Source organism: Actinophytocola xinjiangensis, assembly GCF_001921215.1.
GTDB classification, from domain to species: domain Bacteria; phylum Actinomycetota; class Actinomycetes; order Mycobacteriales; family Pseudonocardiaceae; genus Actinophytocola; species Actinophytocola xinjiangensis.
Map to the genome: position 1 here is coordinate 80,142 of NZ_MSIF01000010.1, position 21,944 is coordinate 102,085.

Below are 21,944 nucleotides of genomic sequence, written 5' to 3' on the forward strand. Positions count from 1 at the left end.
ATCGCGCGTGATGAAAGCGCACACATTTCTCGTATCGAGTGGGTTGGTGCGCGGACACTCCCAGATTCCGTTGACCGTCGCCCCGGCGGCTCCCGGCACGTCAGGTCAGCGTCCTGATCGGTCGGATTCGTGGTGCCCCACCCGATCCGACCGCGCCGATTAATCCTGACGGTGCCGGTGACACCGGCCACCGATTCCCCCACCCCGCCGGATGTCCTTCCTGGCCAGCGAAGACGCCCCATCGCCGTCGGCCTTCCCCAATGCCAGCCCCGGATTCGTTGTCGCAACGGTGAGTAGCCAGGTGCTCCGTTGGGGTACTTTTGGCCGATAGCTACTGAGCGGTCGCAGTCGGTGCCCTTACTGTCGATCGCACTCGGCGTCTGGGGATGTCCAGGGGGCGTCCGTCGGGACTGGGGAATGGGGACGGAATGGCGCGTCAGGCACGATTCCGGGCGGTTCTCGCGGTTCGCGAGTTCCGTGCGTTATGGGTGGCCGAGTTGCTGTCGATCTTCGGCGACCAGCTGGCCAGGGTGGCGTTGGCGGTACTGGTCTTCCGGGAGACGGACTCGGCCGGCCTCACGGCGTTGACCTACGCGTTCACCTACCTCCCCGCCCTGCTCGGCGGCGCCCTGCTGTCCGGGCTCGCCGACCGCTACCCCCGACGCGAGCTGATGGTCGTCGTCGACCTGTTCCGGGCGATCGCCGCCGCCGCCATGGCGCTGCCCGTCCTTCCGCTGCCCGTGCTGATGGGGCTCGTGTTCGTGCTGGCGCTGGCCGGCGGCCCGTTCAAGGCCGCACAGCAGGCGCTGCTGCCCACCGTGCTGGAGGGCGACCTCTACGTCTCCGGGCTCGCCCTGCGCACCGTCACCAACCAGTCCGCCCAGCTGGCCGGGTTCCTCGGCGGCGGAGCGCTGCTCGTGGTGCTCGACCCGTACCTGGCACTGGGGTTGAACGCGGCGACGTTCCTGGTCGCCACCGTCGTGGTGTGGGTGGGGGTGCGCCACCGCCCGGCCGCGCGCGCCAGCGCCCCCGACGACGACCCGGACTCCCAGGGAACGCGCGCGGCCCTGCGGCTGATCTGGCGCGACCGGCACCTGCGCTGGCTGGTCGGGGTGTCCTGGCTGGTCGGCCTCTACGTCGTCCCCGAAGGGCTGGCCGCCCCCTACGCGGCGAGCCTGGGCGCCTCGACGATCGTGGTCGGGCTGCTGCTGGCGGCCGACCCGATCGGCAGCATCGTCGGCGCCTGGCTGGTCGGGCGGATCCCGGAGAAGGCCAGTACGGCCCTGATCACCCCGTTCGCCGTCGCGGCGGGGATTCCGCTGGCGGTGTGCGTGATCCGGCCCGACGTGGCCGTGTCGGTGGCGTTGTGGGCGGTGTCCGGCGCGTTCTCCACCGCCTACCTGATCCTCGCGCAGGCCTCGTTCACCCGCCGGGTTCCCGACCACCGCCGGGCGGCGGCCGTCGGCATCGCCAGCACCGGCCTGCTCACCTCGCAGGGACTCGCGATGCTCGCCGCCGGTGGGCTCGCCGAGCTGACCGACCCGCCCACGGCGATCGCGATCGCCGGTGCCGCCGGGGCGTTGCTGTCCTGGCTGATGGGTGCGTCATGGCGCGACCCCCACGCCGACGAGCCCGCCGCCGCTGACGACATCGCTGACGACACCGCCGCCGACACCGACGACGGTGCCCGCGACGGTGCCCGCGACGATGACGGGATCGACCCCGGCATCGATGGCGCCACGACGCACCCCGACATCACCAGTCCTTACCCATCATCGTCGGCACCTCCTCTCGATGGACCCGCCGCCGAGCGTGGCTCAGGGGGCGCTACCCCGACCATTGTCACCCGAAGGCCGCTACTGACCCTGCCGGAAGTCAGCACGGCCCCAGCGATCGCGCCGTCACGGTGGCCGAGGGGGTGGCCGTTGTGGCGGGCGCCGGGCCGCGCGCTGGCGTTCATCGTCGCCGTCGACGTGGCGGCGGTCGGGGTCACGGCGTACATCGGACTCGGCACCGGAATCACGGCCGGCGCGCTGACCGTGTTCGCGGTCATCGTCGTGCTGGGCCTGGTGGTCGCGGAGCTGACCCGGGAGGTGGAACGGGTCCGCCGCCGGTTCAACGACTCGCCGCACGTCAACTTCACGTCGGTGTGGGTGATTCCCGCGGGTGTGCTGCTGCCGCCGATTCTGGTCACCTCGGTCGTCGCCGTGCTCTACCTGCATCTGTTCTGGCGGAGTTGGTACCGGGTCCGGGGTGTGCACGCGTACCGGCTGATCTTCTCCGCCATGAGCATGATTCTGGCCGCGCACACCGTCGGAATGATCACGAACGGCATCAACACCACCGAGATGGCCCAGTGGAGCGAACTCGCGACCGTCGGCACGGTCCTCGCCGCGCTGCTCGCGTTCGCCGTCGTGAACTCCGGTCTGGTCGGTGCCGCCATCTGCCTCTACGAGGGGCGCCTTGACCTGCGCCGCGCCTACGGCAGCGGCCGGGAGAACGCGCTGGAACTCGGCACGCTGGGCCTGGGCGCGATCACCACGCTGCTGTTCGTGGCGTACCCCGCCTGGCCGGTGCTGATGGTGCCGGCCCTGCTGGTCCTGCACCGCAGTGTGCTGTTGCGCCAACTGGAGGAGGCGGCGGCCACCGACCCCAAGACCGGTCTCACCAACGCCACGGCGTGGGCGAACGTCGCGACCCGCGAGATCGAACGGGCCAGGGGCGGCGACACCGTCGTCGGCGTGCTGATGATCGACCTGGACCACTTCAAGTCGGTCAACGACGCCCACGGCCACGTCGTCGGCGACCATGTCCTCAAGACCCTCGCCGAAACCCTGTCCCGATCCGTGCGCCGCGACGACCTGGTCGGACGCTGGGGCGGTGAGGAGTTCGTCGTCCTGTGCCCCCAGACCACCGAGGAGGATCTGGTCGGGCTCGGCGAACGCCTCTGCGCGCTGATCCGCACCCTGCGCATCCCGGTGGCGGTTCCGGGTCACGCGGGCATCATCGACGGCCTGACGGTGTCCATCGGCGCGGCCACCTATCCGGCCGTCGGGCCCCACTTCCAGGACGTGCTGCTGGCCGCCGACGACGCGCTGTTCGTGGCCAAGGACCGGGGCCGCAACCAGGTCCGGACCGTCGCCGTCGCCGAGGACCGCACGGCGTGAGTCACCGTTCGCGCAGGTACGCGGCGCGCGGGTCGCCCAGTTCCTCGAAGATGCCCAGGGCTTGGGCGAGGGACTCGTTGGCCTGGTCGGTGTGCCCGAGGTCGAGCAGCACCTGGCCGCGTTTGTAGAGGGTGTCGCCCTCGCCCCAGCGGTCGGCCGACTTGCGGGTCGCCTCCAGCGCGAGGTGGAAGCAGGCCAACGCGTTCGCCGGCTGTTCCAGTTCGCGGTAGGTGTCCCCGAGCTTGACCAGGGTGTAGCCCTCGCCCCAGTGGGCGGCCAGGCCGCGGAAGACCTCCAGGCCGGCGCGCAGCGACTCCAGCGCCATCTCGTAGCGGCGGGACGCGCGGTGGACGTCACCGACGTTGGCCAGGGAAATGGCCTCACCGTCACGGTTCCCTGCGGTGTCGTGGAAGATCTCCAGTGACTGCCGGAAGTACTCGGCGGCGTCGTCGACGGCCGTCAGTTCCATGTCCAGGAACCCGATGCCGGTGAGGGTCCACGCCTCGCCGACCCGGTCGTTGATGTCGCGCCGGATGGCCAGGGCCTCCAGGTAACACGTCCGGGACTCGTCGAAGTCGCGCAGTTCGCGGTGGGCGATGGCGAGGTTGTTGAGCACCCACGCCTCACCGAACCGGTCCCCGGCCCGGCGGGCGCCGAGCAACCCGATCTCGTGCGTGGCCACCCAGCGGGGCCAGCGCTTGCGCAGGTACAGGAAGTTGAAACACCCGACCGGCAGCTTCCACGCGGCGACGTTCTCGCCGGCGTCCAGGGCCATTCTGGTGGCCAGGGCGATGTTCTCCAGCTCGGTCTCACACCAGCGCAGCGCGGTCTCGTAGCGGAAGTCGATGACCTCGACGTCGAACTCGGAGTCCGCGAGCGGCGGGTCGGTGCGCTGCGGGGCGAGGGTGTGGTTGGCGGCGTAGGTGTTGCGCAGGTACCAGTCGACGACGCGCCGCACGGCCAGGGTCCGCACGTGCGGCGGGTCCTCCAGGACGGCCTGCTCGGCGGCGTAGGCGCGCAGCAGGTCGTGCATCCGGTAGCGGTCGCCGTCGAGACCCTCCAGCAGGTGGGCCTTGGTGAGCCGGTCCAGCAGCCGGCGCGCGTCGCGGCGGGGGAGTCCGGCGAGGGCGGCGGCGGCGCCGGTGCTCACGTGGGCGCCGGCGTGCAGTCCGGCGAGCCGGAACATCCGCGCCTCGTCGGGGCCGAGGTCGCGGTAGGACCAGGAGAAGACGGCCCGCAGCGGCGCAGGGTCGTCGGTGGTGAGCGCGTCCAGGCGGCGTTCCTCGCAGGCCAGCGCGTCGGCCAGGTCGCCGACGGGCAGGTGTGGGTGCAGTACCACCCGTTCGCCGGCGATCCGCAGTGCCAGCGGCAGGTGCCCGCACCGCTGGGCCAGTGCCCGTACGGCGTGTGGCTCGGTCGTTGCCCGTTCGGCGCCGATGGCCCGTTCCAGCAGGGCGATCGACTCGCTCTCGGCCATCGGGCCCACGCTGACGCGCTGGTCCCCGCCGATCGGCAGCCCGCCGAGGCGGTGGCGGCTGGTGACCACGACCGCGCAGCTCGCCGACGCCGGCAGCAGCGGCAGCAGCTGCGGCGAGTCGGCCGCGTTGTCCAGCACGACCAGCACCTGCCGGTCGGCGAGCACCGAGCGGAACAGCGCCGCGCGCGGCTCCAGCCCGGCGGGAACCAGGTCGATGCCCAGCGCGGTCAGGAAGTCCTCCAGGACGTCCTCGGCGACCCTGGGGCGCCCGTCCGGCGCGTGCCCGCGCAGGTCGACGTAGAGCTGGCCGTCGGGGTGGTGGGGGGCGATCTCGCGGGCCAGGCGCAGCGCCAGCGCGGTCTTGCCGACACCGGGCGGGCCGTCGATCGCGACCAGGCGCGGTGTGCCGGGCATTCCCGGCCGTGCCAACACCTCGGTCACCCTGTCCAGCAGTGCTTCGCGCCCGACGAACGTCGCCGCCGGGGCTGGCAGGCGTGCCGCCCGCACGGGTCCGGCCGACGGGACCAGGGCGGCCAGCCGCCCGCCGGCCTCCAGCACCTGGTCGACCCGCTGGGCCAGTTCGGCCGAGGGCGGCGCGCCGTTCTTGATCTTGCTCAGCCAGCCGGGTGTGTAGCCGGCCAGTTCGGCCAACCGCCGCCACGACATCCGGCGCTGCTCGAGCATCCGCCCCAGCGCCTCGGCGAAGGACACCGGGGCGTCCCCGGCGAGCAGCAGCTGGTGCGCCGCGCGCAGCTGCTCGCCCGGCTCGGCACCGCCCAGGATCCGGCGGCCACGCTCGTACACCTCGATCGCGTCGCCCCGGCGGCCGGTCCGGTGCAGCGCCACCATCAGCAAGGCCCGCAACGGTTCCCGCGACGGATGCTCGGCCACCAGCTCGGCCAGCTCACCGACGACCGCGTCCGGCGGGCCGATGGTCAGTCGGGCCCGGAACAGCGCCTCGATCCCCGTGAGGCGCTGTTGCGCGAGCTGTCGCGACCACTCGGCGAGCTCGGGCACCTCGACGTCGGCCAGGACGTCGGCGAACGCCGCCCCGCGCCACAACGCCAGCGCGGCCCCGACCGTGTCGACGGCCCGCTGCGGTTCGCCTTCCTCGATGCCGGCCCGGATCAGCGCGTCGAACCGGTGCGCGTCGATCTCCTCCGGCCGGGCCCGCAGCCGGGCGCCGGTGGTGTCGAAGGAGAGCCGGTCGCCGAGCAGGTCGGCCAACTGTCGCATGTGGACCTGAAGGGAGTCCGGCGCCAGCGCGCGGGCGAGCACGTCGGCGGGGACCCACTGGCCTGCCCGCGCCAGCAGAACACCCAACAGGATCAGCCGTGGCCGCCCGGAAAGAACCGTCACCCGCCCGTCGGCGCGGACTTCCACCGGCCCCAACACCCGAAAATCCATGCCCCACCCGTCCACTGGCTCAGCGGGCCCGCCCCCAGCCTACGGGAGATTTCTCCTACCGTGCGCATCATGAATATTCACTGGGTGATCGTCGTGGGGTGCCGGCGCACGTCGCCGTGCGCCGGCGTGGGGGTCAGACGATCTCGGCGGGGGTGCGCAGCACGTTCGGCCGGAACTTCTCGTCCTTGGGCCAGGTGTGCGAACCGGGCTTGCCCGCCTCGGTGACCAGGTGCTTCACGCTCGACTCGCAGGAGAACTCCTTGAGTTTCCTGCCCAGCGCCCCCCGGAAGTAGACCCGCGTCGACGTCTCGTCCCGGCGGCCGATCTGGAAGATCGCCGTCCGCCGGCCGAAACTGATGCACATCGCCGGGAACGCCAGGTTGACCGGCGCCGGCCGCTCACCGGCGATCCGGCTCAGGACCGTGTCGGCCGCGTGCGCGCCCAGGCACCCGGCGATGTACGCGCTCATCCGGAACGGCAGGTCCGACGGCGCCGACGAGTCACCGGCCGCGACGATCCGCTCGTCGTCGACGCTGGTCAGGGTTTCGTCGGTGAGCAGCCGGCCGGCGGTGTCGGTGCGCAGCCCCGACGTGGCCGCCAGGTCCGGCACACCGAACCCCGCGGTCCACACGGTCACCTGGCTCGCCAGCGTGCGACCGTCGCCCAGTTCCACCGTCTCGCCGGTCACCTCGGTGACCGGCGCGTTCTCCACCACGTCGGCCCCCAGCCCGGCCAGGTACCGGTGCGCGGTGCGCCGGGCGTGCGGATGCAGGTACGGGCCAAGCACCCCACCGCAGACCAACGTCACCGACCGCCCCTGCTCGGCCAGCTCGGCGGCGACCTCGATCCCGGTCGGGCCACCGCCGACGACCGTCACCTCGGCCGACATCGGCCGGTCCATCAGCGCCGACTTCAGCCGCCGCGCCGACTCCAGCGTGGCGACCGGGTAGGCGAACTCGGCCGCACCCGGCACCCGCGGCAGGGGCGCGCCGCTGCCCACCGCGTACACCAGGTGGTCGTAGTGGAGGTTGCCGTGCTCGGACAGCGTCACCCGGCGCCCGGCGGCGTCGATGCGGGTGGCGTTGTCAACGACCAGGCCGACGCGCTCGGCGAGCACCTCCTGGTAGTCGACGACCGCGTCGTGGGTGCCGGCGACCAGTTGGTGCAGCCGTAGCCGGGGGACGAAGACCGGGCGCGGGTTGACCACGGTGATCGTCAGGTCCGTGCGCCTGGTCAGCCGGTTCGCCGCCATGACCCCGGCGTACCCGCCACCGATCACGACGACCTCTGTGTTCCTGCTCATGATGTCTCCCTCGTTCCATGGGGTTCGGGCACCAGACACCGCGCCGGAGAAGAACGTGACAACATAGGACGCACGCCACTATTCGGCGGCGGCGTAGTTGTGGCCCGGCTTCCCGAAGGTCGGGTGGCTCACGGCCCAGGCGGCGGTGTCGAGGATCGCGGACTTCACCCGCGCGGCGGTGCGACCGCGCAGCGCCCCCGGCTTGGACCGCGCCTGCTTGTCGACCAGTTGGTAGACCGCGTCCTTGCGGCCCAGGCTGATGTGATTGCCCACATAGGACATCGAGATCGTCGGAATCCTGCGCCCGGTGCGGTCACCGATGATCGCCGCGGCGGCCTGCTTGCTGGTCGGACCCGCCGAGGCGCAGGACATCGGCAGCGGCTGGCCGTTGTTGCCGATGATGAACACGCTGTCGCCGGCGACGTAGACGTCCGGGTGCGACACCGACCGCATCTGCCGGTCGACGGTGATCTGGCCGTTGGGCTCCACCGCGAGGCCGCTGGCGGCGGCGATCGGGTGGACGGCGAAACCGGCGGCCATCACGGTCGCGTCGGAGACGAACGCGGTGCCGTCGGTGGCGACCGCCGCCGACGCCTCGACGCGTTCGATCGTGGTGTTCTCGTGGACGGTGATGCCGAAACGGTCGACCGCGCGCAGCAGGTGACGGCGGGCCTTCTGGCCCAGCCAGCCACCGAGTTCGCCGCTGGTGACCAGGCTGATCCGAAGCCCAGGGCGGGACTCGGCGATCTCGGTGACGGCCTCGATCGCTGTCAGGTTGCCACCGACGACGAGCACCTTGCCGTCGTCGCCGAGTTCGTCCAGGCGGGCGCGCAACCGCAGCGCGGCCGGCCGGGCCGCCACGTGGAAGGCGTGCTCGGCGACGCCGGGGATGCCGTGGTCGGCGGCGGTGCTGCCCAGCGCGTAGAGCAGGGTGTCGTAGCGGATCTGGTCGCCGCCGGTGTCGTCGACGACGGAGACGGTTCGCTGGCCGGGGTCGATGCCGGTGATCCTGGCGACCCGCAACCGGATGTCGGTGCCGGCGAAGACGTCGGTGAGCGGCCGGTGGCGCAACTCCTGCCCGGCGGCGAGTTGGTGCAGCCGCAGGCGTTCGACGAAGTCGGGTTCGGCGTTGACGACGGTGATCGTGAAGTCGTCGGGGTCGAGCTGGCGGGCGAGGTAGTTGGCGGAGAACGCGCCGGCGTACCCGGCCCCGAGAACGACGATGCGGTGCGGCATGGGCTCGCTCCTGTCTGGTTCGGTTGTTCCCTGAACGAGACAGTGGCCGGCGGCCTGACACCGCCGCCCGTGACGTGCGTCATCCCCCGCGATGTCCTAAGTGGACTGCTCCGGGCGTTGGTAGACGTCCGGGATGCCGTCGTGGTCGGCGTCGACCTGTTCCTCCTCGTGCAGCCGGCGGTACACCCGGTTGCGCAACCGCAGGACGATCGTGGCCAGCGCAGCGGCGGTGAGCGAGCCGAGCAGCACGGCGATCTTGACGTCGTCGTCGGCCGCGGTGCCGCTGCCGAAGGCCAGTTCGCCGATCAGCAGCGACACCGTGAAGCCGATCCCGGCGAGCAGTCCGAGCCCCAGCACGTCCCACCAGCTCAGACCCTCGGCCAGGCGGGCGCGGGTGAACCGCTGGACCAGATAGGTGGCGCCGACGACCCCCACGACCTTGCCCAGCACCAGGCCACCCATGACCCCGAGGGTGATGGTCTCGCCGAGGGCCTTGCCGAGCCCACCGGCGTCCGCGACCGACACCCCGGCGGCGAAGAACGCGAACACCGGCACCGCGAACCCGGCCGACAGCGGCCGCCACCGGTGCTCGAAGTGCTCGGCCAGCCCCGGCCCGCTCTCCTGGTCGCGCCGGCGGACCGGCACGGTGAAGCCGAGCACCACACCCGCGACCGTGGCGTGCACACCGGACTCGTGCACCAGCACCCAGGCGGCGACCGCCAGCGGGAGCAGCGCCCACCACGACCGCACCCGCAGCCGCACCAGCAGCGCGAACACCGCGATCGGCACCAACGCCAGCAGCAGCGGGGTCGTCGCCAGGTCGCTGGTGTAGACGATCGCGATGATCAGGATCGCCAGCAGGTCGTCCACCACGGCCAGCGTCAGCAGGAACATCCGCAGCGCCGAGGGCAGATGGCTGCCGATCAACGCCAGCACGGCCAGCGCGAACGCGATGTCGGTGGCGACCGGGACCGCCCACCCGTCCAGGTAACGCGGCGACCCGCTGTTCACCGCGACGTAGATCAACGCCGGCACGATCATCCCGCCGACGGCGGCCGCCACCGGCAGCAGCGCGCGCCGGGGATCCCGCAGGTCACCGGCGACGAACTCCCGCTTGAGCTCCAGCCCGACGACGAAGAAGAAGATCGCCAGCAGCCCGTCGGCCGCCCACTGGGCCAGCGTCAGGTCCAGGTGCAGCGCCGCCGGCCCGACCCGCAGTTCCGCGAGCGAGGCGTACCCGTCTCGCCACGGTGAGTTGGCCCACAGCAACGCCACCAGCGCGGCGATCGCCAGCAGGACCCCGCCGACGGTCTCGGCCCGCAGGATGTCGCCGATGCGCCGGGCCTCCGGCCACGACCCACGACGGAACAACCGGGACTGTGCGGCGGGTGACATGGTCCTCCAGACGGGTCGGTCCAACGCTTCGCCGACCAGTCTTCCCGGCACACCACCTGCGACTTTACTCGATCATCCCAGCTCCCGCGCCGTCACTGGGCGTGTCGGGCTCAGAAGCTGATGCCGCCCTGGATGTCACGCGCCTGCACGACCTTGCCGGACACCGTGCCGGTGATCTGGTTGACCACCCCGCCGTCGGTGGCGCCGACCTGTCCCCAGATGCCCCGCAGCTCCGTGGCGAACTCGGGATCCGCCCGCTCGGCCGCCGCGAGCTGGTCGGCCAGTGCCGCCACCTCCGCCGAGTCCGGCGCGGCGCCCTCGGCGGCGGTCAGCGCCGCCTCGGCGTCCTCGCGCCCGGCGAACGTCCGCCTGACCAGTTCGTACAGCGACGTCGCCGCCTTCGCCGCGAGCGCGGCCGCGATGGACACCAGAACGGGTTCCGCCATGACGTTCTCCCTTGTCTAGCCGCGCCTGCGGCGGGTGTTGGCACGCCGGCCGCCTCGCCGCTGGTCGGCGTTCGGCCTCGCCCTGACGACCTTGACGGCCCTATCCGGGGCCTGGCGTCCCCGCGAGCTGTTGACGGTCCGCCCCCGGACGATCCCGACGAACGTCTCGATGTCGTCGGTGGTCTCCTCGGCCAGCCAGCTCAGCGCGACCTGGGAGGCCGGCACGCCGGCCACCGCCCGATAGGTGAGGTCGCGCCGGTGGTGCAGCCGCGCGAGGGACTGCGGCACGACCAGCAGCCCGACCCCCGCGGCGACCAGCGCGACGGCGTCACCGGTCGTGGCCGGCCGCTCGACCGCCGGCCGCCCCGGCGGGCCGTCCCAGTCCAGGACGTCGTCGCGCGGGTGCAGCACGACGTCGTCGGCGATGTCCTCGACCGCCAGCTCGGCGTCGGCGTCGGCGGCGGCCAGGTGGTGGTCCTTCGGGAACACGACCACGGTCGTCTCGGTGTAGAGCGGGATGGCGGACAGGCCGGTCCGGTCGATCGGCAGCCGCAGCAGGACGGCGTCGGCGCCCCGCTCACGCACCAGCGCCTCGGCCTCGGCGGCGGCGACCTGGAGCAGGACCAGCTCGACCTCGGGCTGCCGCTCCCGCCAGGTCCGAACCCACTTGCCGGGGCTGACCCCGGGTACATGGGCGAGCCGCAACGGTGAAGGTACGTCCGAGCCCGCCACGTGCGCAGACTATCGGGTACGGCCGGGCCCCGGGTACCCGAGGCGATACCCTCGACTCCATGACGTCGCGCAAGAAACCCCAGACGATGAAGCCCGCGACCGCGGCGAAGAAGCTGGGTGTCCTCCTCGACGCCACCCCGGCCGAGTTCCGCGACGGCGTCGTGTCCCGTGACGAGCTGAACGCCCTGCAGTCCGACCCGCCGACCTGGCTGCGCGACCTGCGCCGCGATGGCCCGCACCCCCGGCAGGTCGTCGCGGCGAAGCTGCGCGTGTCGATCAGCGGCCTCACCCGGGCCGGCCTCACCGAGCCGCTCACCACCGCCCAGATCGACGAGCTGAAGGCCACCAACCCGGACTGGCTGGCCCGCGAACGCGCCACCCAGACCGAGGTCAGGAACGAACTGGCCCGGCTGCGGGTCCGGGGCGGCAACGCCTAGCCCTTCCCCGGTTTCACCCGGCGCCTTTCGAAATCAATTCCTCCTCCCGTTTTCGAAATGGGCTCCCGGAATGGTGGCTGATCAGGGTCGTTGACAGCCAGTACATGCGGTGAGCACACTCTGGGTAGGTCCTCGTGCGCGGGACGGAGGTGGCGACCAGCAGCTGACTACCTTGCGCGCCAGTGGATTCGCTGGTGAATTACTGATCTCCTTACCCTGCATCGTCAAGGAGAATGTCATGTTTTCATTCGGTAGAATGCTCGCGGGCGTTCTAGGCGGGGGTACAGATGTCCCGTGATCTGCAACCCTCCGCATCGTTGTGTTCCTATTTCGGATGGCGGCTGCGGTTCTGGCGCCAACGCAGCGGCCTGACCCAGCAGGAACTCGGCGAGCTGCTCGGCTACGACCATTCCCATTTGAGCAAGGTGGAAACCGGGGACCGGTGGCCACCTGAGGACCTGCCCGCACGGGCGGACCGGCTGCTGGGCGCGGGTGGCGAACTCGCCACGCTCTGGCCGCTGGTGGAGCGGGAGCGTCAGCAGATGATCCGGCGGGGTCAGGCCGTCGGTCGGGAGCGGTTCGGCGACGACGCGGGCCCGTCGCCGCAACCGACGAGGGCGGAAGTGGTCATGGCGATCGACTGGTTGTTGGCGCGTGCCTACAGCGATCTGGAGACCAGGTTCGGGTGAGACGGAGTTGGTGCCCTGCCGGTTCGCGGCAGGGCACCAACTCGGACGTCACCCGTTGTCGATGAGGCTCTGGATCTGTTGGTAGATCAGGTTCATCTTGGCGCCCTGGTTGTTGGGGCACCCGCCGAGGTGGTGCAGCCCGATGACCCGGTGTGACGACGACGCGAGGACCGGTGAGCCGGAGTTGCCACCCGAGGTGTCACAGCTGTAGCTCATGTTCCACGTGTTGTAGTTGCCGTTGCCGACGGTGCAGTACGACGTCTGGCCGGACTCCTGGTACAGCGACAGGCGTTTCGGGCTGGCGTCGCCGTGGCCGGGGATGTAGATGCGCTCGCCGCTGGACGGTGCCCTGGTCTCCAGGAACAGCGTGCCGAAGCCCTGGATGGTGCTGAAGCTGTTCACCGAGTAGAGGGTGTAGTCCAGTTGGCCGGAACCGCCGGTGCTGGTCTTGACCAGCGTCGCGCCGCTGACCTTGGTGACGGTGCCCGGGTTGTTGCCGCCGCACGTTGCGCACTGGTAGCCGAACTGCACCTCGGAGCCGGCGACCGCGGACTGGGTGGACATGCAGTGGTTGTTGGTCAGCAGCCGGTTGGTGTTGCCGACCCGCCACGTCGTGCACGCCCCGCCGCCCATGAGGAGCCGCGCCACGGCCCCTGAACGAGTGAACTCGGTCGGGTGACTGGTGCGGTAGCAGACCACGTCGCGGCGGCCGTCGGAGGAGCAGACGCTGTAGAGGCCGGGGTTGGCGGCCACCACCTCGTCCTGGGTGAACCCACGCCAGTACCGGTCGATGGTCAGCCCCAGGCCCTTGGTGGCCGAGGCGGACCGGGCGGCGGTGCGGTGCAGGGTGACCACGGCGGTGTCCCCGTCGACCGACATCGCGGCGAAACCCCGGGTGCCGTGCTCGGTGACGTCGGCGTCGCCGGCCTCGGCGGCACCCAGCGCCGGGTCACCGTGGTAGGTGTGGACCTCGCGGCCGTCCGGGCTGGCCACCGTCACGTAGTCACCGGGGGCGAGCCGCATCGACGCGAAGTGCACCTTGATGTAGGTGGCGCCGGGGTGGCTGATCGTCTGCTGGTCGGCGCTGGCGTAACCCAACGCCTGACTGACGGCGATCTCGTCACCGACCTTGGTCGCCGCCTGCTTCGGCGCGGGTGCCGGTGCCGGCGCGATGGCGGAGCCGGCGCTGGTGGATGCGGAGGCCACTGACGTCAGGGCGCCCGCGGCAAGCGCTGCCACGGCCAGCGCCAACAACATTCTGCTCGGTCTCCCCATGGCTGCTCCTCGACATCTGTTTCTGGTACGCGGTCTCTTCAGATCTACGCGACCGAGAACGAGGAGGGGAGTGGTTGCGACTTGGCAGTTGATTTGTCGAGTTTCGCGGCCTTTTCGAGATGTCCGGCCTTCGCGCTCGCCGGCCAGCTCATCGATCAGCACGCCGGTCGGGTGCCGCGCCGACCGCCGGCCGACGTTCTCCACGAGGCCCAGGCGTGCCGCGCCCGCTGTTGCCAGTTCGGGCCGTGTGCACGGTCGTCGGCGCAGTGCCCGGCGCGGGCTTCCACCCAGATGTCGCAGGAGGACGCCGAGCACTTCTCGGCGATGGCCTCGGCCTCGCGGAGCCTGGCCCGTAGCGCCCGGTGCGACGGCGGTGACGTGCGCCAGAGCGTGACGCCGGGGCATTGGCCCCCGCCGGACACCAGGCGTTGTCGGACCTGGTGCCCGCGGCGCGGCGGCGGCGTGGTCAGTTCACCGGTTGGAGCCGGATCATCGGGAACTTGCGGGAGGTGTGGGTCTCGTACTCGGCGGCGGCGGGCCAGTAGGCGGCCCAGATGCCGTAGAGCCGTGCCCAGTCGGCGGAGTCGGGGCGGACGACGGTGGTGCGGGCCCGCAGTGTGCGCCCGCCGAGTTCGATGGTGGTGGTGCCCGGTCCGGCCTCGATGTTGCCGACCCAGGCCGGGTCCTTGGGCGCGCCGCCCAGCGAGCCGCACACGAGGTAGTCGTCCCCGTCACGGGCGGCGACCAGCGGCGCGACCCGCTCACGGCCGGAGGTGCGACCGACGTGGTGCAGCAGTACGAGCTCCTTGCCCTCGAAGGGCCCGCCGACGACGCCGTCGTTGGCGCGGAAGGTGTCGATCACCTGGGTGTTGAAGTCCGTGGCCTGCTCGGTCATGGCTGTTCTCCTCTCGTCTCGTCGTCTCGTCGAGGCAGTAAACGGACTTCACCCCGCTTACATTCCCGGGACGTAGAGTCGCCCCGTGGACCTCACGAGTCGCCCGCCGCGCGCCGACGCCTCCCGCAACAGGAATCACCTGCTGGCGACCGCCCGCACGATGCTCACCGACCACGGGCCCGACCGGATCACCATGGACGCCCTGGCCGACTGTTCTGGCCTCGGCAAAGGCACGGTGTTCCGCCACTTCGGCACAAGGTCAGGCATCTTCCAGGCCCTCCTGGACGACAACGAACGCGCCTTTCAGGAAGGGGTGCTGTCCGGCCCGCCGCCGCTGGGCCCCGGTGCTTCGCCGCGTGAGCGTCTGATCGCCTACGGCCAGGCCCGGATCCGTTTCCTCCTGGAACACCACGACATCGCCCGCGCCGCCCTCGACGGACGCCAACCGGCGCCGGCGGGGTCCGCGACACCACTCTCCCGGATCCACATCCGAATGCTCCTCACCCAACTGGACCTCGGCCCGGTCGACCTCGACCTGCTCGCCATCCAACTCACCGCCGCACTGGACGGGCCGCTGCTGCTGTACCTGTCGAAGTCCGAACTGGACGCCACCACCTGCCCAACGGAACAACGCCTCACCACCGGCTGGCAGAACCTCATCCACCGCATCTGCCACCCCTGACCGGCCTTGTCACATCGTCAACGCCACCTCACCCGAACCCACACAAACCAACCCCGCTCACGCGGGACGACACCGCCGCGACCCGAGAGATCGACGGAGAGGCGGACCCCGCTCACGCGGGGACGACTGGGACCGCGTTGCCGTAGCCACGGACCTCGTGGAACCAGCCCCGCTCGCGCGGGGACGACCACACCCCGACGTAGCGGGTGTGGATCGGGGTGGGACCAGCCCCGCTCGCGCGGGGACGACTTCGGCAGACGGTGGAGGCTGCTCTCCGTCCAGGACCAGCCCCGCTCGCGCGGGGACGACACTTGCTGAGCTGGGATGATATCCCGGTTTCTCCCAATTCAGCTTCACTTCTGTCTTTTTTCTTCGCTAGTTGAATTGTGTTTGTGTCCCAACAATCGCCGTCCAGGTCAACCCGAACGGCGCAAGGACATCAGGCTGACCGGCGACAGGATTCGCCGCCCCGCCGAGCGAAGCCAGTAACCGGACTCGCTGGCAACCGAACGGACCACCCGGGTCAAGGCCGGAACCGACCCCGGCACGGCTCGGATACGCCAACTCCCCACCGCCCCACCCACTGTCGACCGATCGCGCGGCGGGACGAAGCGAAGCGCGACAGGGCCCGGCCACGCGGCCGGGCCCTGCCACCGGTCACCTACAGCCGCTCGATCCAGATGTTGCGGAATCTCGGGTTCTCACCCGGATCACCGTGGTCCTGCAACCGGATCGCGCCCGGCGCGGGGTTCTCCGGTTGTCCCGCCCCGGTCTGGCTGTCGATCTCCACGTTGTTGTGGACCAGCACGCCGTTCCACCGGACGGTGACCCGGGCGTTCGCGATCTTGACCCCGGCGTCGTCGAACCGGGCGGCCCGGAACTCGATGTCGTAGGTCTGCCACTGGCCGGATGGCCGCGCGGCGTTCACGTCCGGCGCTTTCTTCGTGTAGATGGCGCCGGCCGTGTTGTTCGCCGGGGGCAGGCCGTGGGACTCCAGGACCTGGATTTCGTACCGCTCCTGGATGTACACGCCGCTGTTGCCGCGCGCCTGCCCGGTGACCTCCGGCGGGTAGTGCGGCTGGTACCACTCGGCGTGCATCCGGAAGTCGCCGAACTTCTCCTTGGTGCGGATGTCGCCGCCGAGGGACTCGACGCTGCCGTTGGCGATCGGCCACGTCGCCGGTTCGCCGGTGGTCTTCTCCCAGGCGTCGAGGCTCGTCCCGTCGAACAGCGTGATCCGTTTCGTCGGCGTGACCGTGATCTTGTCGAAATTGACGTGACCCGTGTCGGTGGGTTCGTACCGGTAGGAGATCGTGTTCACGCCGTTACGCAACGGCACGGTTTCCACCTGGGTCGCCCACCGGTTCCAGGCGACCGTGCTGGCCAGCCAGATCTGTTTCACCTTGGTGCCGTTGACGTACAGGCTCATCGACCGGGGGACCGGCTGCGGGTCGTTGTTCTGCCCGTTGGCGTACCGCAGGGCGATGTCGTGCCGACCCGCCCGGTTGGTGCGCACGGCGAACGTGGTGCTGCTGCCGGGTTCCCAGTTGCGGTCGACGAACCCGGCGCCGGAGTAGCCGGTGTGGTTGGTGTTCCACCCGGTGCCCCCGGCCAGCTGCGCGGACTCCGCCTCGTACTCGGGTGGGGCGACGGTGCCGTCGGGCAGCCGGGTGAGCGTGTACCACGCCTCGGTGCTCCACAGCTCCTCGCCGGTGGCTGACTCGAACGGGCGCGGCGAGTGCACGTACACCACGTGCCCCGGCTTGAGCCCGTCCATCCTCAACGTGACCTTCTTGCGATCTTCCGACAGCGAAGCGGAGGTGATGTCGAGGGTCTCCTGATCGATCTTCGGCCCGCCGTACTGCGGGGTGGCGACGTAGCGCCACTGCTCCGCCCGGTACTTGCTGACCAGATCGTCGACGGTCGCGTCGGACAGTGGCTGGGTGTAGGTGAGTTCGAACCCGCCCGGGACGGCCTTCATCGAGTGGATGTCGAACGCGCGTGCCTGGTCGTAGGACAGTTTCTGCAGCCCGTACTTGAGTTTGCCGGTCTGCCCCCAGTTCCCTTCCCAGCCGATGCCGCCGGTGTAGATGGCCCCGTCGGGCCCGAGGCTGATCCGGCTGACGCCGGACTCGAGGCCCTGGGTCATGCGGAACACCGCGCCCTGGTACTCGCCGCCGACTTTTTCGAGGTAGGCGCGCTGGAGCCCGCCGTAGGTGACGTCCCCGAACACCATCTGCCCCGCGAAGGTGCCGTTGGGCAGCATGATCGGGTTGCTGGGCGAGTTGGAGATCTCGCCGTGCGGCAGCCAGAGGACCGGCTCGGTCACCGGCTGGTCGTCGTAGGGGCCGTCGGGGTTGGTGTGGTGGTTGTAGAAGGCGCCCTGCTTGATCCGCACGAGTTTCGAGGTCGGCACGTACATGCCCTGGTTGTCGGTGACGAACAGGTCGCCGCCGGGGCCCCACCCGAGACCGTTGGGCGTGCGCAGCCCACCGGCCATATAGGACACTTCACCGGTACTCTTGTTGATTTTCAACGTGGAGCCTCGGTTCGGCACCGGCTGCGGATCGGCGGTGGCCCCACCGGGAACCATCGCGATGCCCGTGGTGACGTAGAAGTACCCCTCCTCGTACAGCAGCCCGAACGCGAACTCGTGGTAGTTCCCGCCGAACGGCCAGGTGGCGATCGTGCGGTACTCGTCGGTGACCTCGTCACCGTTGGTGTCGACGAGCGCGGTCAACCCGTCCTTCTCGGACACGTAGATCGTTCCGTCGACGTACTTGAGCCCCATCGGCTCCTGAAGATCGGTGGCGATCTTCTTGTACGAAACCCTGGACGGATCGGTGTTCCCGGCGACCCCGTCGACCAGGTACACCTCGCCGAGCACGGTCTCCCGGTCCCCGCCCCAGGTGCTGATGGCCAACCGGTTGTCCGGCAACCAGTCCATCCCGGTCACCTGCGGCTCGAACCCCTCGGGCCGCAGGTTCGTCAGGGCGTAGTCCGGATGCACGGCGTTGAGCGGCAACCCGTCCCCGGGCGAGTCGGTGATCCCCTCGCACTCCTTGCGCCCGGGCGAGGTGACCCGGGTGACGTCGGCGTCGGTGCTCAACACCGAGTTCGGCACCAGCGTGAACCCGTCGGCGCCGGGTGGCTGCCACTCGAGTTTGAGCCGCTGGTCGAACTCCCCGTCGAAGTGGTCGATGCGCAGCGCCCGGGGCCCGGTGTCGAGTTGGGCCGCCCCGTCCTTGGGCGTGGCCCCGTGCCGCCCAGGATGATCGACGACGGTCTCCCCGTCGAGCAGCAGCCGTGCGCCATCGTCGCTGGTCAGCCGGAAGTGGTACTCCCCGGCGGTGGAGATGTTGAGGTAACCGCTTACCTCGGTGACGAACAGGTCCGCCATCCCGAAGTCGGCGGCGGTGGTCCAGTCGATCGTGGGCATGAGCTTGTCGACGTTGGGGGTTTGTCCGGTCTTGAGCGTGCAGTAGTCGTCCAGGATGACCTGCACGTCGAAGACCCGCATCGTCACCCCCGGCTCCTGGGGCGGGATGTCAACCTGGGCAGAGGCCTGAACGGATACGAGCGGAATCAAGGTGACGGCGGCGAGCATGGCGAGTAACGGCCGCATGGAGGCCTACCTCCTGGGTGCCTGACGTCTCTGTCTCCCCCAGAAGAAGCCAACTTTCGCCAGAAGTCAACAAAAGATCGCACACGATCCACGAAAGTGCCACCGATTGGAGCATGTTTACAGCAGAAGCTCCGCCATATAGCCTAGGTAAGCGCTTGCCTGATCCCTGGAGGTGCTCAACCGCCATCGAGAGTGTTGGTACCAAAGGATCTGCGGCCGTTGACAGGGCCTCGCCGGGGCCTGGAGGTCGCCGTGCGTTTGACCAGGACCGCGTTCACCGCGCGGCCCGGGTGAACTGGGCGGCTCGTCCTCTCGTCACGTGATGGTGGGATGGCGTAGCAGGGCGCTGCTCTCCTCGGCGGAGTAGGCGAGGTCGCTGAGGGCGGTGATCTGCCTGTCGAACACGTCCGTTCGGGCGGCGTGGAAGTAGAAACGGCCCTCGACCGCCTCGACGTTCACGATCGGGCCCGCGTTGGGGAAGGTCAGGCGCTGCCAGTTGTGCAGCAGGGCACCCACGGGGACGTTGTCGCGCACGATGCGCACGCCGATTCCCCGGTCGCGTGCTCGGGCCAGGTGGTGGAGCTGTTCACGGTGGACGATCGGGCCGCCGAACGGCCGACGGAGGGCGTTCTCGCACACGAACGCGGTGTAGTCGACGGTGCCGAGTTTCCGTTGGGCTTGTTCGCGTGCTTTCTAGGCTGTGTGTGCTTCGCCGGGAGTTCGTCCGGCCGCCAGGAGCAGCGCTTTCGCGTAGCCCTCGATCTGGAGGAGTCCGGGAATCAGTGTCGCCGACCAGTCGGTAATGGTGTTCGCGTCGTCGAAATACGACGACAGTGCGCTCATTTCGTGGGGGATGCCGGGTAGTGGTGGATCCCACCACACGGTTTGGTCCCCGTGGGTGGCGAACTGGATGAGGGTGTTCCGCTCGGCGACCGGAATTCGGTAGACGGCCGTGACGGCCGCGACGTCGTCGGACGTGATGTGACATTTGCCGTTCTCGAAGCGGGACATCTTCGCCAGTGACCACTGCAACAGCCGCGCCGCCTTCTCCAACGACAGGTCGGTTCGGATCTTGCGCACGGCACGGAGGGTCGCGCCCAACTGTCGGGCTCGTGGCTGTGTCCGGTGTGTCGTGCTGGTCATGACGAGGCTCCGGATGACCGTGTCGCGTCGTGGGTGTGCGCGTCCGGATCGTAGGGGTCGTCCGCCCAGTCGCCGGTCCATTCGACCTCGACCGGCGTGGTGTGACCGAACGCCATTATCGCCCGGTCGATCGTGGTGAAGAACGCGGTTACTGCCTGCTCGCCGAACAGGGAGGGCCGGTGCGCCACCACATGCTGTTCGCCGCACGGCCGGACGAACGACATGCCGACCGCGACGATTCTGTCGACGGCGTTCCGGGTCTTTCGGCCGTGGAAATCCTGGACGCCATGGTCGCGTGTTCTCGGTTCGGTCAGGTAATCAGAATCGTCGACGGCGACGAGGTAGAAGTTCCGCACATCCATGGTTTCTCCAGAAGCGGTTCTTGACGGTTTTCGTTGTTCGCGGCGTCGGGCTGCGCCAGTTCACGACCGGCGGCGACGCGGCAGCGGCCAGTGCGACGCCAGCCGCCAGGTGTTGGGTCCGCTCCGCGGGGTGCGGGCGCCCGGGGCAGGCGATCCAGGTGTGCGAGTGAGCGGTGCCAGGCGGGGAGCGCGTCGGGGCTGGCGCGTCGCAGGTTCCGTGCGGTCCACCGGCCGTCGAGGTCGGGGAAGGCCACCGCGCCGCAGGCGCACCACAGGACCGCCTCGACGCGGTGGGCGAGCGTCCACACCAGTGCGGACTGTGCGGCGCAGAGGTGCAGCTGGTGTGGGAGGCGGACGTGGTCCCAGCGGTTGCCGCCCCGGTGTTTGAGGCCGGCGCGTTCCGGGTCGGGCGTCCAGGGGCCGCCCCGACGAGGTGCTCGACGGTCGCGGTGCGGGGTGTCGGTCGCGCGGTCCGGTCGTTCGTCGGTGGGGCGGGGGAGCGGGCACGGGTGGGATCGAGAGAGTCGTGGAGAAGCCGCTCGTCCACCCGTGCCGCCCCGAGCGACGGCGCGGCCGCCGCTGTCCGTGTGGCGGCCGGCCGATGCGCGCGTGCGCCAGGAGTCGCGCCGTCCGGCGTTGGCGAAGCATGTCATCATCATCCCTCTCGCCGCCAGCGGTTCTGGTCCAACGTCAACAACGTGACACAAATTGCAAAGGCCTGCAAGATCTGTCACCCGAAGGTTGGTTGTCCGGTGGACTGACGCGGATTGCTCTAGGATCGCTCCGATCGGGTTCCGACGACGTGAATGAGGAAGTGTCATGGCCAAGCAGCTGTCCGGTGTGAACGCCCGGGGCATCGGGCTGGAGCTGTACCGGCTCCGTAAGGACAGTGGGCTGAGCGTGAAGGCGGTAGGGGACGCGCTCGGGACCTCGGCCAGCACCATCAGCCGGATCGAGACCGGCAAGCGCGAGCCGACCAGCGAGGAGGTCGCGTCGATCCTCACGCTGGTCGGCGTCACGGGTGTGGAGCGCGAGCGGTTGATCGAGCGCGCCCGCCGGCGGGGCGAGCCGGACATGATGGAGTCGGCGACCTCGACCGAACAGAGCCGCAACTTCCTCAACTTCGAGCAGCGCGCCACGAAGCTGATCGATTTCGAGCTGATGCTGGTGCCCGGCCTGGCGCAGACCGCCGACTACGCGCACGCCTCGCTCTCGGCACTACGGGTCCGGGACCGCGACGAGGACCTGGAGCCGTGGGTGGGGTTGCGGATGCGTCGTCAGGCGATCCTGACCCGGCGCAAGCCGCCGGAGCTGCACCTGATCATGACCGAACTGGGTCTGCGTCAACCTGTCGGCGGCCGCAAGGTGATGGCCAGGCAGGTGCGGCACCTGGTCGACCTGGCCGAACGCCCGATGGTGACGATCAACGTGATTCCCGCGTCGGTCGCCGAGCACCCGGGGCTGCTGGGGCAGTTCCTGATCATGGAGTTCGCGTCCGACCCGACCGTCGTTCACGTGGAGGACCGCACGACCGGTCTGTTCCTCGACGATCCGGACAAGGTCTCGCTCTATAAGCTGACCTCGGAGAAGCTGACGGGTCTCGCGCTGGACGAAGGGCGCTCGGTGCGCCTGCTGCGGTCCATCGCGGGTGATCTGGACGGAGAGTGAAACGA

15 protein-coding genes and 1 pseudogene are annotated in these 21,944 nt (G+C 70.1%); 5 read left to right on the plus strand and 11 right to left on the minus strand.

Features of this window, described 5'->3' with window-relative positions; all coding sequences use genetic code 11:
• Positions 1–428 precede the first annotated feature (428 nt).
• Positions 429–3,167 (plus strand): MFS transporter, encoded by a 2,739-nt coding sequence (locus BLA60_RS43445; protein ID WP_075134633.1) that lies wholly within the window; start codon positions 429–431, stop codon positions 3,165–3,167.
• 1 nt (position 3,168) lies between these two features.
• On the opposite strand, the gene BLA60_RS20875 is transcribed toward BLA60_RS43445, so the two are convergent.
• The 6 genes from BLA60_RS20875 to BLA60_RS20905 all read right to left on the minus strand — a co-directional run bounded on the left by BLA60_RS20875 (position 3,169) and on the right by BLA60_RS20905 (position 11,163).
• A complete protein-coding gene (locus BLA60_RS20875) occupies positions 3,169–6,051 on the minus strand; it encodes an AfsR/SARP family transcriptional regulator (RefSeq protein WP_084735148.1) in 2,883 nt (960 codons plus the stop codon).
• Positions 6,052–6,184: 133 nt separating this feature from the next.
• Entirely contained in the window at positions 6,185–7,354 is a 1,170-nt protein-coding gene (locus BLA60_RS20885; RefSeq protein WP_075134634.1) for an NAD(P)/FAD-dependent oxidoreductase, read from the minus strand.
• Positions 7,355–7,432: 78 nt separating this feature from the next.
• Positions 7,433–8,590: an NAD(P)/FAD-dependent oxidoreductase gene (locus tag BLA60_RS20890; protein ID WP_075134635.1), complete on the minus strand. Its 1,158-nt coding sequence runs from the start codon at positions 8,588–8,590 to the stop codon at positions 7,433–7,435.
• 96 nt (positions 8,591–8,686) lie between these two features.
• Positions 8,687–9,985, minus strand: coding sequence for a Na+/H+ antiporter NhaA (nhaA, locus tag BLA60_RS20895; RefSeq protein ID WP_075134636.1), 1,299 nt, complete (start codon positions 9,983–9,985; stop codon positions 8,687–8,689).
• A 110-nt stretch (positions 9,986–10,095) separates the two neighbouring features.
• On the minus strand, positions 10,096–10,431 hold the full coding sequence (locus BLA60_RS20900; protein WP_075134637.1) for a hypothetical protein: 336 nt from the start codon (positions 10,429–10,431) through the stop codon (positions 10,096–10,098).
• A 15-nt stretch (positions 10,432–10,446) separates the two neighbouring features.
• Positions 10,447–11,163 (minus strand): LysR substrate-binding domain-containing protein, encoded by a 717-nt coding sequence (locus tag BLA60_RS20905; RefSeq protein ID WP_075134638.1) that lies wholly within the window; start codon positions 11,161–11,163, stop codon positions 10,447–10,449.
• Between the two features lie 59 nt (positions 11,164–11,222).
• Here BLA60_RS20905 and BLA60_RS20910 point away from each other — a divergent pair, with 59 nt between their 5' ends.
• Both BLA60_RS20910 and BLA60_RS20915 read left to right on the plus strand, forming a co-directional pair.
• Positions 11,223–11,600 carry a DUF5997 family protein gene (locus tag BLA60_RS20910; RefSeq protein WP_075134639.1) on the plus strand — a complete coding sequence of 126 codons (378 nt, stop codon included), beginning with the start codon at positions 11,223–11,225 and terminating at the stop codon, positions 11,598–11,600.
• A gap of 287 nt (positions 11,601–11,887) precedes the next feature.
• Entirely contained in the window at positions 11,888–12,289 is a 402-nt protein-coding gene (locus BLA60_RS20915; protein WP_084735149.1) for a helix-turn-helix domain-containing protein, read from the plus strand.
• Positions 12,290–12,337: 48 nt separating this feature from the next.
• Here BLA60_RS20915 and BLA60_RS20920 read toward each other — a convergent pair whose 3' ends face one another.
• Positions 12,338–13,564: a trypsin-like serine peptidase gene (locus tag BLA60_RS20920; RefSeq protein WP_084735150.1), complete on the minus strand. Its 1,227-nt coding sequence runs from the start codon at positions 13,562–13,564 to the stop codon at positions 12,338–12,340.
• 466 nt (positions 13,565–14,030) lie between these two features.
• Positions 14,031–14,459, minus strand: coding sequence for a nitroreductase/quinone reductase family protein (locus tag BLA60_RS20925; RefSeq protein ID WP_075134642.1), 429 nt, complete (start codon positions 14,457–14,459; stop codon positions 14,031–14,033).
• An 85-nt stretch (positions 14,460–14,544) separates the two neighbouring features.
• Between BLA60_RS20925 and BLA60_RS20930 the strand changes: the two genes are divergently transcribed.
• Positions 14,545–15,141: a TetR/AcrR family transcriptional regulator gene (locus tag BLA60_RS20930; RefSeq protein ID WP_075134643.1), complete on the plus strand. Its 597-nt coding sequence runs from the start codon at positions 14,545–14,547 to the stop codon at positions 15,139–15,141.
• Positions 15,142–15,802: 661 nt separating this feature from the next.
• On the opposite strand, the gene BLA60_RS20935 is transcribed toward BLA60_RS20930, so the two are convergent.
• From BLA60_RS20935 to BLA60_RS44265, 3 genes and pseudogenes are all read right to left on the minus strand, one after another.
• Entirely contained in the window at positions 15,803–18,766 is a 2,964-nt protein-coding gene (locus BLA60_RS20935) for a 3-keto-alpha-glucoside-1,2-lyase-like domain-containing protein (RefSeq protein WP_075134644.1), read from the minus strand.
• Positions 18,767–19,081: 315 nt separating this feature from the next.
• A pseudogene (locus tag BLA60_RS45620) lies at positions 19,082–19,990 on the minus strand (helix-turn-helix domain-containing protein).
• Positions 19,906–20,265 (minus strand): hypothetical protein, encoded by a 360-nt coding sequence (locus BLA60_RS44265; protein WP_162292991.1) that lies wholly within the window; start codon positions 20,263–20,265, stop codon positions 19,906–19,908. The pseudogene BLA60_RS45620 and the gene BLA60_RS44265 overlap by 85 nt, the downstream one beginning before the upstream one ends.
• An 825-nt stretch (positions 20,266–21,090) precedes the next feature.
• Between BLA60_RS44265 and BLA60_RS20955 the strand changes: the two genes are divergently transcribed.
• A complete protein-coding gene (locus BLA60_RS20955) occupies positions 21,091–21,939 on the plus strand; it encodes a helix-turn-helix domain-containing protein (RefSeq protein ID WP_075134648.1) in 849 nt (282 codons plus the stop codon).
• Positions 21,940–21,944: the final 5 nt, after the last annotated feature.